Source organism: Mycobacterium sp. (genome assembly GCF_040398885.1).
Lineage (GTDB): Bacteria > Actinomycetota > Actinomycetes > Mycobacteriales > Mycobacteriaceae > Mycobacterium.
The window spans coordinates 1-14368 of the sequence record NZ_JBBATF010000075.1; the positions used below are offsets into that span (position 1 = coordinate 1).

The 14368-nt window shown below is 69.2% G+C and carries 14 protein-coding genes; 4 read left to right on the forward strand and 10 right to left on the reverse strand.

The features are described 5' to 3' along the window. Both ADBZ5U_RS08795 and ADBZ5U_RS08800 read left to right on the forward strand, forming a co-directional pair. Positions 1-494: NRAMP family divalent metal cation transporter (locus ADBZ5U_RS08795; RefSeq protein ID WP_526264477.1), on the forward strand; the 494-nt coding region annotated here is incomplete at its 5' end. A 46-nt stretch (positions 495-540) separates the two neighbouring features. Then, positions 541-849: a hypothetical protein gene (locus tag ADBZ5U_RS08800; protein ID WP_526264479.1), complete on the forward strand. Its 309-nt coding sequence runs from the start codon at positions 541-543 to the stop codon at positions 847-849. Positions 850-864: 15 nt separating this feature from the next. On the opposite strand, the gene ADBZ5U_RS08805 is transcribed toward ADBZ5U_RS08800, so the two are convergent. From ADBZ5U_RS08805 to ADBZ5U_RS08820, 4 genes are read right to left on the reverse strand one after another with little or no spacing between them, the layout of a single operon-like run. Next, complete coding sequence (locus ADBZ5U_RS08805) at positions 865-1437, reverse strand: hypothetical protein (protein WP_526264481.1); 573 nt, start codon at positions 1435-1437, stop codon at positions 865-867. Between the two features lie 4 nt (positions 1438-1441). Beyond that, the gene (locus ADBZ5U_RS08810; protein ID WP_526264483.1) at positions 1442-2494 is read right to left on the reverse strand and encodes a DUF4185 domain-containing protein; all 1053 of its coding nucleotides are present in this window, start codon (positions 2492-2494) and stop codon (positions 1442-1444) included. A gap of 35 nt (positions 2495-2529) precedes the next feature. Beyond that, positions 2530-4677, reverse strand: coding sequence for a glycogen debranching protein GlgX (glgX, locus tag ADBZ5U_RS08815; protein ID WP_526264485.1), 2148 nt, complete (start codon positions 4675-4677; stop codon positions 2530-2532). A gap of 22 nt (positions 4678-4699) precedes the next feature. Beyond that, complete coding sequence (locus ADBZ5U_RS08820; RefSeq protein WP_526264487.1) at positions 4700-5425, reverse strand: pyrimidine reductase family protein; 726 nt, start codon at positions 5423-5425, stop codon at positions 4700-4702. A 119-nt stretch (positions 5426-5544) separates the two neighbouring features. Here ADBZ5U_RS08820 and ADBZ5U_RS08825 point away from each other — a divergent pair, with 119 nt between their 5' ends. Then, on the forward strand, positions 5545-6039 hold the full coding sequence (locus tag ADBZ5U_RS08825) for a hypothetical protein (protein ID WP_526264489.1): 495 nt from the start codon (positions 5545-5547) through the stop codon (positions 6037-6039). A gap of 45 nt (positions 6040-6084) precedes the next feature. On the opposite strand, the gene ADBZ5U_RS08830 is transcribed toward ADBZ5U_RS08825, so the two are convergent. Further along, positions 6085-6687, reverse strand: a complete 603-nt coding sequence (locus ADBZ5U_RS08830; protein ID WP_526264491.1) for a TetR/AcrR family transcriptional regulator — start codon at positions 6685-6687, stop codon at positions 6085-6087. 78 nt (positions 6688-6765) lie between these two features. Here ADBZ5U_RS08830 and ADBZ5U_RS08835 point away from each other — a divergent pair, with 78 nt between their 5' ends. Further along, positions 6766-8136, forward strand: a complete 1371-nt coding sequence (locus tag ADBZ5U_RS08835) for a cytochrome P450 (protein WP_526264493.1) — start codon at positions 6766-6768, stop codon at positions 8134-8136. Here the strand turns inward: ADBZ5U_RS08835 and ADBZ5U_RS08840 are convergent. The 5 genes from ADBZ5U_RS08840 to ADBZ5U_RS08860 all read right to left on the reverse strand — a co-directional run. Then, a complete protein-coding gene (locus ADBZ5U_RS08840) occupies positions 8115-10286 on the reverse strand; it encodes a hypothetical protein (RefSeq protein ID WP_526264495.1) in 2172 nt (723 codons plus the stop codon). The genes ADBZ5U_RS08835 and ADBZ5U_RS08840 overlap by 22 nt on opposite strands. A gap of 133 nt (positions 10287-10419) precedes the next feature. After that, complete coding sequence (locus ADBZ5U_RS08845; RefSeq protein WP_526264497.1) at positions 10420-11535, reverse strand: sulfotransferase; 1116 nt, start codon at positions 11533-11535, stop codon at positions 10420-10422. A gap of 3 nt (positions 11536-11538) precedes the next feature. Then, positions 11539-12564 carry a 3-oxoacyl-ACP synthase III family protein gene (locus tag ADBZ5U_RS08850; RefSeq protein WP_526264499.1) on the reverse strand — a complete coding sequence of 342 codons (1026 nt, stop codon included), beginning with the start codon at positions 12562-12564 and terminating at the stop codon, positions 11539-11541. Between the two features lie 137 nt (positions 12565-12701). Continuing rightward, the gene (locus tag ADBZ5U_RS08855) at positions 12702-13925 is read right to left on the reverse strand and encodes a class I SAM-dependent methyltransferase (protein WP_526264501.1); all 1224 of its coding nucleotides are present in this window, start codon (positions 13923-13925) and stop codon (positions 12702-12704) included. Between the two features lie 28 nt (positions 13926-13953). Beyond that, on the reverse strand, positions 13954-14368 hold a 415-nt coding region (locus ADBZ5U_RS08860), incomplete at its 5' end, for a hypothetical protein (protein WP_526264503.1).

Below are 14368 nucleotides of genomic sequence, written 5' to 3' on the forward strand. Positions count from 1 at the left end.
CGGCGACCCTGCACCGTGACGGCCGCAGCATCACCGACGCCGCCGACGCCGCGGTCGCACTCCAACCGCTGGCCGGGGAGGCGGCCTCCACCCTGTTCGCCGTCGGCCTGGTCGGCGCCTCGATCCTGGGCGCCTCGATCCTCCCGCTGTCCACCGCGTACTCGGTATGCGAGTACGCCGGCGTGGAGGCCGCCATCGACGACCGGTATCAAGACGCCCGCACCTTCTACCTGACCTACGCGCTCATCACCATGAGCGGCACCGCCCTGGTGCTCGCGCCCGACGCTCCGCTGGTGGCGATCCTGGTCGGCACACAGGTGCTCAACGCGGTGCTGCTGGTCCCGCTGCTGCTGGCGATGGTGGGCCTGGGCCGCGACCGCGACCTGATGGGCGATTTCGCGACCGGCCGGGCGGGCACCGTCGCCTACGCGGTGACCACCGCCGCTGTGGTGCTGTGCGTGCTCACCCTGGGCGTGACCACCCTCCTGGGCTAAGCCCGAAGACGGTTTAGCGGGAGCGTCGTTCGGGCATGCCGGGGGCATGGCTGACATCGACGACCCCATCGGCGACACCCTCGGCCCGAGCGAGTCGCTGGACTCCGAGGTGGTGCGCAACGACGACGGCGACATCGTGGTCGACCCGCCCGACCGCTGGAGCGAGGCCGACAGGTTCGGGATGACCGCGCGGGAACAGCGCGAGGGCGAGTCGCTGGCTGCCCGGCTGGCCCAGGAGGAGCCGGACGTGATCGACGACATCGTGCCGCCGGAGGGCCCGCCCGGCCGGGCGCACCGCGGTCAGGTCAGCGGGACGCCGGAGGACGGCGACTCGCTCTATCAGGTCGTCGAGTAGCCGGGGGGCCGGCTCTCAGGGGGTGCTGCCCGGCGGCGGGGCGATCGCCGGCGGCGGCGGGCCCTCCGGCACGCCCCCTTCCGCGGGTTCCGCCGGCGGTGGTGGCGGTGGTGGCGGCACGTGGATGTACGTGCCGTCCGGACCGACTACGAAGCCGACCGGACCGTTCACGCACGCCACCGCGCCGGCGTCGTCGGCCCCGCAGAAGATCGAGCGGTAGCTCAGCCGGGTGTTCGGGCGCAGCGGTCGGACCGCGCCGGCCGCGGCATACGGGGCGTCGCCGGTTCCGAACACCGGCGGGCCGGACGGCCCCGCGCTGACCAGGTCGACCCCGTCGGGGGCGCCCGGCAGCGGGCCGCTGCAGCCGTAGTTGCCGCCCAGCACGTCGATCCTGCAGACCACCCCCGGCGGACCGGCGAAGGCGAGCCACTTGCCGCCGTTGACGGTGTAGTCCGCCGGGTTGACCGGTGTGTAGGAGGCGACGTCGGGCAGGTCCGGTCCGGAATCGGGCGCTGCGGAGGCGGTGGCGGCCCCCGTGCACGCCGCGCCGGCCATCACAGCCGCCGAGACAAGGCTTCTGAACAGCATTCAGTCACTGTATCCAGAGCCGCCGGCTGGTGTCTTGCAGCGTGACCCTGAACTGCATGACCCGGTACGGCCAGCCCCGCGCGGTGTTCCACTGCGACACCACCAGGCCGACCCCGCCCGGGACGTCGAGCCGGCTGCCCGGCAGCACGTAACCGCCGTACAACTGGGCCACCCGGCAACCGTCGTGATCCTCGCCGTCCCACTCGCACCCGAGCACCGGCCGCTGGACCGGGACATCGGTCAGGTCGGCGGTCGGGGCGGTGATGGTGCGGTATCCCAGCGCGTAGGACGACGACAGGAACCCGCCCAGAATCCAGGTTCCGCAGTCCAGTCGGCGCAGTGTCAACTCGCCCCAGGTCTCGCCGGGCGGGGTGATGACGTCGGCGTCCGCGCCCCATCGGCCGCCGGCCCAGGCGAGGTAGGAGTCCTGGTCGCCGATGTGCTCCGGGCGAACCCGGCGCAGGATGAGTCCCTTGTCGCGCTGGAAGCCGGTCGAGACCACGTAGACCCATCCGTCGGTCGGGTCGTAGTCCCACGTCCAGCACTGCGCGTGCCCGCTGTACAGGCGCGCGGGGACCTTCGCGGGCCGGCCGATCTTCTGCCAGGTCGCGCCGTTGTCGTCGGAGCGCCAGATCTCGGTCCAGGCCACGTTGTGCAGACCCTGATTGACGATGGCGTGCAGGAACAGGGCGTCGCCGACCCGCAGCAGGTCCGACGGGATCACGGTGCTGACGCCGCGGCGCAGCAGGCCGGGTGAGTGCCGGTGCCGGTAGTGCCACAGTTGCCGGGCGTAGCGCGGGTCCGCGCCCCCGGCGTGGGAGTAGACGATCGGCTGGGTGGCGTCGCCGGTCCCGATCAGGATCACCGGTGAGCGCCAGTCTCCGGAGCCCACGCGATGGCCGGAGAAGGTGTCGCCGAACACCGACACCAGGCGGCCGTCGGCAGCCCGCACCGAGGCGCCCAGATCGGTGCAGGTGACCCCGAACCGGTCGGTGAGCCCCGGGCCGGTCAGGTCTTTGACCTTCCCGGTGAACTGTGAGCGCTCGGCGAGGGCCATCACCGGCCGGCTTGCGGGTTGCGCACGCTCAGAGGTTAGATGACCGCCCGCAGCACCACCATGGCGCGCGCTCCGATCCGGATCGGTTCGCCGGCCTTGACCGCCGCGTCCTCCGCCGTTCCGCCCGGCCCGGCGGCGGTGTCGACCACCGGTTCCCACGCCGCGGCGAACTCGGCCGGCGGAAGGGTGAACTCGATGGGCTCGTGGTGCGCGTTGAAGCACATGACGAACGAGTCGTCGGTGACCCGCTGTCCGCGGGGGTCGTGGTCGGGGATGCCCTGCCCGTTGAGGTAGACCGCCACCGACTTGCCGAACCCGGAGTCCCAGTCCTCGTCGCTCATCTCCGAGCCGTCCGGACGGAACCAGGTGATGTCGGGCAGGCCCGCCGCACCGCGCCGCCGGACCGGCCGGCCGTCGAAGAACCGCCGGCGGCGGAACACCGGGTGCGCGGCCCGCAGTGCGGCCACCGAGCCGACGAAATCCATCAGTTCGGTGTCGGCGTGCTCCCAGTCGATCCAGGTGTTCTCGTTGTCCTGGCAGTAGCCGTTGTTGTTGCCGCGTTGGGTCCGGCCCAGTTCGTCGCCGTGGCAGATCATCGGAACACCCTGGGACAGAAACAAAGTGGTGATGAAATTGCGTTGCTGCCGGCTGCGCAGCGCGTTCACCTCCGGGTCGCTGGTCGGCCCCTCCACCCCGCAGTTCCACGACCGGTTGTGGCTCTCGCCGTCGTTGTTGTCCTCGCCGTTGTCCGCGTTGTGCTTGTGGTTGTAGGACACCAGGTCCCGCAGGGTGAAGCCGTCGTGGGCGGTGACGAAGTTGATGGAGGCGACGGGCCGGCGCGCGGTGGCCTCGTAGAGGTCGGCGGATCCGGAGATGCGGTAGGCGAATTCACCCAGCCTGGCGTCTTCACCGCGCCAGAAGTCGCGGACCGTGTCGCGGAACTTGCCGTTCCACTCCGTCCACTGCGGCGGGAAGTTGCCGACCTGGTAACCGCCCGGCCCGACGTCCCACGGCTCGGCGATCAGCTTGACCTGGCTGACCGTCGGATCCTGTTGCACCAGTTCGAAAAAGGCGCTGAGCCGGTCGACGTCGTAGAACTCCCGCGCGAGGCTGGCGGCCAGGTCGAACCGGAAGCCGTCGACGTGCATCTCGCTGACCCAGTACCGCAGCGAGTCCATGATCAGTTGCAGTGAGTGCGGGTGGCCGACGTTGAGGCTGTTGCCGGTCCCGGTGTAGTCCGTGTAGTAGCGCCGGTCGTCGTCGACGAGGCGGTAGTAGGCCGGGTTGTCGATCCCGCGGAACGACAGTGTCGGCCCGAGGTGGTTGCCTTCGGCGGTGTGGTTGTAGACGACGTCGAGGATCACCTCGATACCGGCCTCGTGCAACGCCCGGACCATCGCCTTGAACTCCTGCACCTGACCGCCCGGTGTGGTGCTGGACGCGTACCTGCCGTCCGGGGCGAAGAAGCCGATGGTGTTGTAGCCCCAGTAGTTCGACAGGCCCCGCTCGACGAGCACCGCGTCGTTGGCGAAGTGGTGCACCGGCATCAGCTCGATGGCGGTTGCCCCCAGCGTCCTCAGGTGGCCGATGATCACCGGGTGGGCGATGGCCGAGTAGGTGCCGCGGATGCTGTCGGGGATGTCGGGGTGGGTCTGGGTGAGTCCCTTGACGTGCGCCTCGTAGATAACGCTGCCGGCATACTCCCGATGCGGCGACCGGTCCGCCCCCCAGTCGAAGAACGGGTTGATCACCACGCACTTCGGCATCGCGGCGGCGGAGTCCTCGTCGTTTCGGCTGTCCGGCCTGCCGAAGTCGTAGCCGAAAAGGGATTGCTGCCAGTCGAATTCACCGTCGATGGCCTTGGCGTAGGGGTCGAGTAGAAGCTTGTTGGGATTGCATCGCAGACCGCGCCGCGGGTCGTGCGGGCCGTGCACCCGGTAGCCGTAGCGCTGCCCGGGCTCGGCGCCGGTCAGGTAGCCGTGCCAGACGAACCCGTCGACCTCCGGCAGCGCCACCCGGGTCTCCCGGGGGACTCCCGACCCGTCGGCGTCGAACAGGCAGAGTTCAACCTTCTCGGCGACCTCGGAGAACACCGCGAAGTTGGTGCCGAGGCCGTCGTAGTTGGCGCCCAGCGGATATGCCTTGCCGGGCCACACCTGCGAGCCGGCGGCCCGGGGGCTCACGGCCGGGTCTCCGGCGCGTCAGTCACCTGTGCTGCTTCCGGCCGTACCGCAGATACACGTGGTCGCCCTCGGTGACCGCGTGGCGCAGCGACATCGGCGTCGGAGCGGTCAGCTGCGCGCTGCGGCGCGACGCGGCGTGCTCCCCGGCCAGGGTGGGCGAGACCGTCAGGCACATCTCGTCGACCAGGTCGTCGGCGATCAACTCCCCGAGCAGCAGCGGCCCGCCTTCGCAGAGGATCCGGTGGAAGCCCCGGGCGCGGAGCCGCTCGACGGCGGCCCCGAGATCCACCTCGCTTTCGCCGGCCAGCACCAGATCGGCTCGCTCCCGGAGTTCGGGGCGGGTGCGGGCCAACTCCGCGGTGGTCACCAGCAGGGGCCGCTGGGAGGGCTCAGCGAACAACGATGCGGGCAGGTTCCCGGTGCGGGTTACCACGGCGATGGGCGGGATGTCGGTGATACCGCTCTCCCGGCGCTCGGCGCGCTGGCCGGGGTCGAGCCGCACCGGTCCGTAACGTTCGGCGCGGGCCGTCCCGGCGCCCACCAGCACCACGTCGGCGTAGCCGCGCAGCGCGAGCAGCAGGTCGTGGTCGGCGACGCTGGACAGCGGTCCGGCCAGCCCGCCGAACACCGCTGCCCCGTCCAGGGACAGGATCATGTTGACCCGCACCCCGTCCGGGGCGTCGCGGTACAGGTCGGCCAGGCCTCCGGATGCAGTCGACGGATCCCGTTGCGGCACCGCACACGTCATGCGGAACATCTACCCGGTGACGGGTGTGGCAAAACGCGGCGGGCCGGTCCTGCCGGGCCGGCCCGCGGGCCGGATCGGATTGCCGTCGCCCGCGCGAGCACCTCGATACCCTTGGGCGCATGTGGCTGCGTCAGCGCGACGGGGTGACCTGCGGGCCGAGTGTGGCGGTGATGGCCGCCGCGATGCTCGACGCGGACTACGGCGCACCACTGCAGGCCGAGCGGGCCCAGCAGTGGTTCGACGCCGAGCAGGGACGGGTTCACCGTGCGGTTAACGTGGTGTGGCCCCGCGCGCTGGGAACCACCCCGGCGGGGGTGGCGCGTGCCCTCAACGCCCACAGCGCCGAGGCTTACCGGTGGCGCCCGGCCCGGCGCCGGGACGGGCTGGCCGACGTGTGCGCCGCGCTGGAGCGGGGCCGGCCGGTGGCCATGCTGATCGGCTCGGTGATCCCCCGGCACTGGGTCCTGCTGACCGCGATCAACGGATCCACCATGGTCTGCTACGAACCGTCGTCGGGTCGGTTGGTCGACGTCGAGGTCGGAGACGTCCGCTGCGGGGAGCTCGAAGGCCTCGGTTTCCCGAGGCCTTTCGCGTTCGTGTTGCCCGCGGGGTGAAAGGGGTGCGCTCCCCGCCGGCGAAGCAGCGCCGGCGGTCGGAACTCAGTCCCGACCTGCCAGCAGCGCCGTCGCCACCGCGACCGCCGGTCCGATCATGTCGGCCGCCGGCCGACCGTCCTCGACCGTCTGCGCCGTCAGTTCGCGAAGACCGCCGACCAGAATCACCGCTGCGGCCGACGACAGCGGAGCCACCCCGGCAGCCCGGAAGCCGGGACCGGTGCTCAACTGCACGATCGCCTCGGCCAGCCGACCCGTACCGCGGCGCATCACCGCCCGCGACCCGGTGCCCAGGGCGGGGAGTTCCCGGATCCAACTCAGGGTGAGCGCCGGCGCGGCCTCGATGGTCCCCACATAGGCGACGACGGCATGCCGCACCTGCTCGCGCCAGGGCGCTCCAGGATCGACGGCGGCGCGCAGGGTCGCGACGAGGTCCTCGTCGTTGGCGTCCAGCAGTTCGAAGAAGCAGTCCTCTTTGGTGGCGAATTGGTCGTAGAACGTGCGCTTGGAGGTCCGGGCGTGCCGCACGATGTCGGCGACGGTCGTGTCGCGGTAGCCGCGTACCGCGATACCGGCGGCCAGGCCGTCCAGCAGGCGTCGCCGGAAGTCCTGGCCGGGGACGGCCTGCTCGGCGACCGGTGCGCTCACCGGGTCCTCCCTTGTCCTACGTGGTACTTCACGGTACCGTAGGAGGTCCGGGTACACACCGGTACCGCAGGAGGACTGATGAGCCAGGTGCTCGAGACGCCTCCCGCCGGCGCGGCGGGGCTTCCTCCGACGCTGAGAGTCCCCGACTCGCTGGTCGGTCTGGCGTTCATCGTCGCCCGGCTGCGGTTCAGCGACTGGGTGACCCGCCGATACGGCCGGACCGTGACCGTCCGACTGCCGGTGTTCGGCAATGCCGTCATCGTGTCCGACCCGGCGCTGTTCAAACAGATCTTCACCACCAGTCCCGACGTGCTGCACAACATCCAGCCCAACCTCAGCAGACTGCTCGGCAGGGGGTCGGTGTTCGGGCTGGAGGGCGCCGATCACCGCCGCCGCCGAAGATTGCTCACCCCGCCGCTGCACGGCAGGAGCATCGAGGCCTACGAGCGCATCGTCGAAGAGGAGACCATGCGCGAGATGGCCTCCTGGCCGGAGGGCGTCGAATTCGAAACCCTCGAACCGATGATGCGCATCACCCTCAACGTGATCCTGCGCGCGGTGTTCGGCGCCGACGGCGCCGAGTTGCAACAGCTACGGGAACTGCTGCCGAAGTGGGTGACGCTGGGTTCGCGACTGGCGCTGTTGCCCAGCCCGGCCCGCCCGCCGCGACGCTGGAACCGGCTCAACCCCTGGGTCCGGCTGGCATCCCACCGACAGACCTACGAGTCTGTCCTGGACAAACTGATCGACCGGGCCCGCCGGGACCCCCGCTTCGAAGACCGCACCGACGTGCTGTCGCTCTTCCTGCGCTCCAGCTACGACGACGGAACGGCGATGAGCCGCGGCGACCTCGGCGACGAGATGCTGGCACTGCTGGCCGCCGGGCACGAAACGACGGCGTCCACGCTGGGCTGGGCGTTCGAGCGGATCTCCCGGCACCCGGAGGTTCTGGAACGGCTGGCCGCCGAGGCGGCCGGCGACGGCAACACCTACCGGCAGGCCACCATCTTCGAGGTCCAACGCAGCCGAACGGTCATCGAGTACGCCGGCCGAAATGTCGCCGCGCCGGCCTACGAACTCGGCGATTGGCTTGTCCCGCAGGGGTATTCGATCCTCGTCAACCTGATGCAGTTACACCGCGACCCGCAGGTCTACCCCGACCCGGAGCGGTTCGACCCTCGGCGCTTCCTCGGCGAGAAGCCGAACACGTTCTTCTGGGTGCCGTTCGGCGGCGGCACCCGCCGCTGTGTGGGCGCCGCCTTCGCGAATATGGAACTCGACGTCGTCCTGCGAACCGTGTTGCGGCACTGGAGCATCCGCACCACGTCGGCTCCGGGCGAGAAGTGGCATCACCGCGGTGTCGCGTTCACCCCGAAGAAGGGCGGGCGGGTGGTTCTCCACCGCCGGGGCTGGGCTGAGCCCGGTCGTCAGGCGAACGGGTTGACGTAGGTCGCGCCGTCGAGGTCCTTGGAGAAGTTGTTGGGCAGGAAGTTCGGAATGAGCCCGAACGGCGTCACCGTCTGCGAGATCACGATGTCGCCCAGCGGGGTCGGTATGGACGAGTAGAAGTCGGAGAATCCGAGCGGAAGACCGTTGAGGGTGCGGGTGCTGAACACCGACCCCTCCGGCGGAACATTCCAGCCGAGCACACCGGGCCTGCCGGAGGTGACATTCGTGACCAGGATCGCGTTGGATTGGCCGCCCATCCAATCCCACTGGCGGGTCACGGCGGCGTCGACGCTGCCGATCTTGTTGCCGAGAGCATCGACCACGTCGAACTGCTGGTAGCCCTGCACGATCACCTCCCGCGGCGGAAGGCCGTTCACACCGGCCGGGATGAACTCGGAGGTGGGAACGAACTTGTAGCTGGCGGGAACCTGCAGCGCCTCGAACTCGGGCGCCGCCGAAGCGTCGAACGGGAAGGGGATCTCGGTGGCCCCCAACGGCGTCACCAGCTTGGTCGAGACCACGGTGCCCGACGGCGACGGCATCGACGCGTAGAGCACGTAAAGGCTGTCGGTGAAGTTGATGATGTTGTAGACCGTGCCGACCGGCGGCACCTGCCCGACGTCGGTCCCGACGTTGGTGGAGTCCCCGGTGTCGGTCACCAGGATCGCCTTGGTATAGAGACCGAGCACGTCCGAGGTCGTGGTCACCAGCCCCTCGAAGCCGCCGACCACGGCACCCGTCTTGTCGAAGAGGCTGTAGGACTGACGCCCCTGGAGGGCCCCGAACAGTGGCGGCTGACCGGCTGTCGCGGTGAAGTCCTTGCTGGACGACGTCGCCGGCGCGATGTAGTAGCCACCGGTCAGCTTCAACGGCTTGTTGACCTCGACGTAGTCGGTCAGGCCTTCGGCGGCGTTGTACGGCGTGGACTGCGGGACCGTCCCGAACGGTGTCACCAGGTCGTACCTGACCACGTATCCCGAGCCCGACGGCATCGCGGAGTAGACCGTTCCCAGGGCGGGGGCGCCGTTCAACGCGATCACCGAGCCGACCGGGGGCGTTTCGCCCGAGGCGGTTCCGGCGGTGCCCGACAGCACGTCGGTGACGACGATCTGGCGCGCCGCACCGATGGCGTTGAAGGTGATCGCCAGACCCTTGAACGAGCCGACCGCGGTGTTGCTGGCCGGGTCGACGAGGTTGAACACCTGTTCGGTCTGGATGCCGGGGTAGCCGGGGAAGTTGGTGTACGGACCGTAGAACGCCGTGACGACCGGCGGGGATGCGGCGACGACCTTGTAGCCGTTGAGGACCAGCAGCGTCGGGCTCACCGGGGCGGCGACCTGCGCGGCGCCGGTGGCGGCCGACAGGGGCTGCTTGCGGGTGAACGCCAGCAGCAGCCAGTTGGCCGGGGATTCCGTCGCCGGCACGAACGGCGAACCCTCGGCCAGGGACTCCACGATGCGGCTCACCGCCGTGTTGACCGCCGTCGTGATGCGATCGGCGACCGTCGCCGGCGTCGTGCGCTCGGTCGGCTTCACCGGCGCGCTGATCGGCTTGGCCTGCAGCAGCGAGGTCAGCTTGGGGAACAGGGCCGGCGGCGGCGTCACCTGCACGGGAAGCGCGGCCGAGGCCGCCGGCGCGACGGGGATGGTGGCCGCGGGCGCGACGGGGACGGTGGCCGCCGCGGGCTCGGGAGCGTCCGCGGTGGCCGGCGAAGCTTTGCTCAGCCCTGCGCTCACCCCTGTGCTCACCCCTGCCGGTGCCGGCAATGTTGCGGCTGGGCCGGGGACCTCGTCCATCGGCGCCCGGTTGCGACGCGGGGCGGCGACCTCCGGGAGTGCGGCCGGGGCGTCCGCCGCGGAGGCGTCCGGGGTCGACTCCGACACGCGGCCGGAACGCGCCCGGCCTACGGTGGAACCGGTTCCGGCGTCCGATCGGCGGGCGCGGGGCGAATCGCCGCGTTCGGGCGCCGCGTTGGACACCGCGGTGGGCGCCGCGTTGGACACCGCGTTGGACACCGCGGTGCCGTCCGAAGCGCCCGAGGGCGAATCGGTGTCAGCCCAGGCGACCGCGGGCGCTGTGAACACCGCCACACCGACTCCCAGAGCGGCTGCCAAACCTCCGACACGGCCGACGTATCTGGACGGATTCACGATCCCAGCCTCCTGCTTTAAGCGTTTCTGTTGTTCTTCATAGCAAATCTTCAGGCTTTTTCAAAGCTGAAGCGTCCCGCGGAGTGTTGGTTCCCATCTCAACCCGTTCCAACCCGCGCAAAACCCGACGGTTTCAGCCGGCCTTGCCGGGGAGTTGGAACGTGTCGTAGATGAACCCGAGATCGCGCCGGATCCGCTCGGGATCGAGGTTGAATCTCTCCGGTGAATGCTGGTGCTTGCTCTTGTAGGAGCGCTGCTTGTCGGCCTGCGCGGCGATCTCCGCGGCGAACTCCGCGCTGGGCTCCACCTCGATGAAGTCCAGGATCCGCTTCATCGTCGGCTCGAGGTCGTGCAGGAGGTCGGTGTAGCGCACCACGCACAGGTTCTTCTCCGGGATACGGCCGGAGACGTAGTCGTCGTGGAAGGACCGCAGCATCTGGCAGGAGGCCTGGTACAGGTTCTCCACCCAGCGTTTCTGGTCCTCCTCGCTGGTCTTCTCCCAGACGTTGTAGCCGTTCTCCAGCACGCCGGACACCAGCGACATCCCCGACGGGATGACCTCGACGGGGTCGCGGATGATGTAGACCAGCTTGCAGTCGGGGTAGCGCTCCAGCAGTTCGTCCAGTCGGAAGGTCAGCATGCTGGTCTTGGCCAGCACCCGATCGGCCTTCTTGTAGGCGAGGTTCCGGCGCCAGCAGTCCTCGTGGTATTCGAAGAAGCGATCCTTCTCCCGTTGGGTGACACCCTCGACGCCCATCTCCCGGCGGCACAGTTCGCTACCCCAATTGTCCTGCCAGGCAAGGAAGTACGCCCACGCGAACGGGCCGTCGAGGGTGCGGAAGAACCACAGCACGTCGTCGGTCTCGATACCGCGCAGGTTGGTGTCGTGGATGTCGGAGGGGTGGTAGCGCGCCGGCGAGAGCCGGTCGAACCGCGGGATGATCCGGCCGAGCAGCTTTCGCGCCGTGATGGCCGGGAAGAGCATCTCCCACAGTTCGAACGCAGCCAGGTTGCCCGATCCCAGCAGGAACCGGTGCAGGAAGGTGGTGCCGCTGCGCGGATTGCCGATGATGAAGATCGGCCGGTCGATGGGTTTCCTGCGGAACCCCGGGAACAGGACGCGATCGACCCCGAGGGTGGCCGCCGAGATCGCCTGGCGCAGTTGCAGCACCAGGAAGGTGCCCAGCGGCCGGACCTTGAACCCGAAGGACTTGTTGATGGTCCGGTACAGCTCCAGGTAATGGCGCAAAACTCAACACTCCCATTCGGCGGAGGCCGCGACCATGGTGAATCCGGCCGCAGCGCTTCCGATGACGATCTTGTCGCCCGCGGCGACGGTGCCGTTCCTCAGGCGGTGATCCAGCGCGAAGGCCCACGCGGTGCTCACCGTGTTGCCGTAGAACCGGTGGGTGAAGATGCCCGCCTCCGGCTTGGCGTCGAGGTCGCCGAAGATCTTCGTCAGCACCGCCTCGCTGGGCTGGTGGAAGGCATAGTGGTCGACTTCCTGCGGGGCCCAGTCCGATTCCGCCAGCAGACCGCGGATCAGCGGCACCACGTGCACCGACAGCGCGAACAGTTCCTTGGACTGCGACATGAAGTGCCCGTCGACCGGCGCCCGGCACAGCTCCCAGTTCTCCGGAAGCGATTTGTGCGTGATCCGTTCCAGGCGCGCCCCGCCCCGGGGCAGCGCCTCACGGGTGATCAGCAGTGCCGCCGCCCCGTTGCCGATGGTCAGCCCCGCGACGCCGACCATCAGTTCCTCGGCCGTCTGCATGTCGAAGGTGATCCGGTCGCGGGTGATCTCCCCGGCGCAGATCAGCGCGGTGTCGATGTCCTCGTGCAGCGCGAAGTACCCGGTCGCGACGTGCAACGCCTCGATGAGCCCGGCACAGGCGCAGGTCACGTCGAAGGTGATGGCAGGTGTGGCGCCCAACCGCCCGGCCACCTCGGTGGCCGTCGCCGGCTCGAACGCGTCGCGGGCCACCCCGCCGTAGATGACCAGGTCGAGGTCGTCGGCCGCAACCCCGTTCTCCGCCAGGCAGGCGGCCGCGGCGCGGGCGGCCCACTCGCCCGGGGAGGCGATCTCTTCCTCCGACTCGTAGTAGCGGACCTGGGTGTTGCAGCGGTCAAAGACGTAGCGCACGCCCGCCTCGACCATCTCCCATTCGTTTGCCGAACCGCCGAACGAGTCCTTGAGCCGGGCCAGCACGGCCTCGTTGTCGACCGCCGAATCCGGCAGCACGGTCGCGGGTCTGGAGAAGTACAGGCGTGGCAGCATGTCCCATTTGTCCTGGTAGTCGATGCCGCGGAGATCCGTGGCGTAAAGCGCGAGGCCGGATGCTCCCCGACCCCGCCACGCTGGAGAGCGATTCGGGCGATTATAACAAGCGGTCGAGGGACTGTTGCTCGACGCGCCTAGGCGCCGAGCCCGCTGAGGTCGACGGCGATGAAGTCGTTGCGCCACAGGCCCTCGAAGAGCTCAAGGCCGATGTACTCCAGTTCCGCCTTGTCGGCCCGTCCGAGGACGCCGCTCTGCGCCACTCGCGCGGCGATCTCCCGGATGGAACGCTCGCCGTCGACCTGCTGGGAGAACGCCAGGTGCGTCGGGTCGAGACGGATCCGCCAGCCCGGCCGGTAGATCTCCTGGCCGCTCAGCCCGCAGCGCAGGCGGAGCAACGGGACGTAGTCCAGGGCATTGCGGGCGGAGAAGTCGATCCGGTAGCTCTCCCTGGGCCGCTCCGGGCGGGTCGCCAGGAAGAAGTGGCAGGCATTGAGTGTCTTGACCCGCTCCATGATCGACCACTTCTTCTCATCGGGAAGCTGGTTGACCGCCGCGTAGAACTCGTTCTCGGGCTCGGTCAGCGTAGGCGGGTAGTACGACGTCTTGAGGAACCAGTCCTGGAACACCAGGCCGGCCGAATCCACCAGATCCAGGCAGTCCCCGACGGTGTAGCTGCGGTCCCGCCCGTGCAGGAAGGTGTCCACCATGCCGGCGTCGAACGCCAGGTCCGGCGCGATGCCGATGTAGCTCTTGACCGGGTGGGAGGGGCCGAGCGAGTTGATGGCGGCCCGGACCATGCGCAGGGACTCCTCGTCCTGGTGCAGATCCATCTCCCGGAAGATCGCCTGCATCAACTCCACGCCGGCCCGGCCGTAGCGCGCGTACAGCATGATCGCCGCCACCCCGTCGGGTTGCAGGACTTCGGCCAGGGCCTTCATGCCGTCCCTCGGCTCGGCCAGGTGATGCAGCACGCCGGTGGACACCACCAGGTCGAAACTCGTGCCCAGCGACGGGACCTCCTCGACCGGCAGCAGGCGCAGTTCGAGGTTCTTCAGCGAGTACTTGTCCTTGAGGTACTTGCCGTGGTCCAGGGAGGGCTGGCTGACGTCGATCGCGACGACCTTGGCGGCGCGGTTCGTGTAGGCGAACACCGCCGCCTGGTTGGTGCCGCAGCCCGCGATCAGGATGTCCAGCTCGGGGTTCAGCGGCCGGTCCGGCCACAGGATCCGATGGGCATGGCTCGGGTCGAACCACTGCCAACTACTGCTCAGCCAGGTCTCGAGGTTCTGAATGGGCTCCGGGTACTGCCACTTCTGGTACTGCTGGGCGACCAGGTCGGCGCGCGGGCTCTCGGTCATCGTCGGTACTCCTCGACTTTCGAAGCTTTCAGGACCGGTTCTGCAGAAGGGGATTGGCCTTCAACACCGGCAGCGGGAACAGCACATCGCTATGGGTCTCATCGAGGCTGTCGTAGAGGCCGATCGTGTAGACGCCGGCTTCGTCGGCCCGCATGGGCAGGTACTGGGTGAAAACCCGGAACTTCACCGGCGCGGGCGGATTGTCGGCCCATTCCCAGCTGAACTCGAGGCTGCCGACCCGCTCCCCGCCGGGGGAGGTGGCGACGATGCACTTCCTCGGGTTGTAGTCGGTGCCGCCGAGAGTGGTCACCGCGACCACCATGGGCACGGTGATCTGCGCCGGAAAGCCCTTCACGTAGCAACTGGTCATCGGGAAGCCTTTGATGTTGACCCCGCCGGCGTCTTCCTCGACAGCGCTCAGTGATGGCGCGAACGCGACGACG

Coding starts and splice junctions, on each gene's coding strand:
- ADBZ5U_RS08800 (WP_526264479.1), top strand. CDS start 541: ATGGCTGACATCGACGACCCCATCGGCGACACCCTCGGCCCGAGCGAG.
- ADBZ5U_RS08805 (WP_526264481.1), bottom strand. CDS start 1,437: ATGCTGTTCAGAAGCCTTGTCTCGGCGGCTGTGATGGCCGGCGCGGCG.
- ADBZ5U_RS08810 (WP_526264483.1), bottom strand. CDS start 2,494: ATGGCCCTCGCCGAGCGCTCACAGTTCACCGGGAAGGTCAAAGACCTG.
- ADBZ5U_RS08820 (WP_526264487.1), bottom strand. CDS start 5,425: ATGACGTGTGCGGTGCCGCAACGGGATCCGTCGACTGCATCCGGAGGC.
- ADBZ5U_RS08825 (WP_526264489.1), top strand. CDS start 5,545: ATGTGGCTGCGTCAGCGCGACGGGGTGACCTGCGGGCCGAGTGTGGCG.
- ADBZ5U_RS08835 (WP_526264493.1), top strand. CDS start 6,766: ATGAGCCAGGTGCTCGAGACGCCTCCCGCCGGCGCGGCGGGGCTTCCT.
- ADBZ5U_RS08850 (WP_526264499.1), bottom strand. CDS start 12,564: ATGCTGCCACGCCTGTACTTCTCCAGACCCGCGACCGTGCTGCCGGAT.
- ADBZ5U_RS08855 (WP_526264501.1), bottom strand. CDS start 13,925: ATGACCGAGAGCCCGCGCGCCGACCTGGTCGCCCAGCAGTACCAGAAG.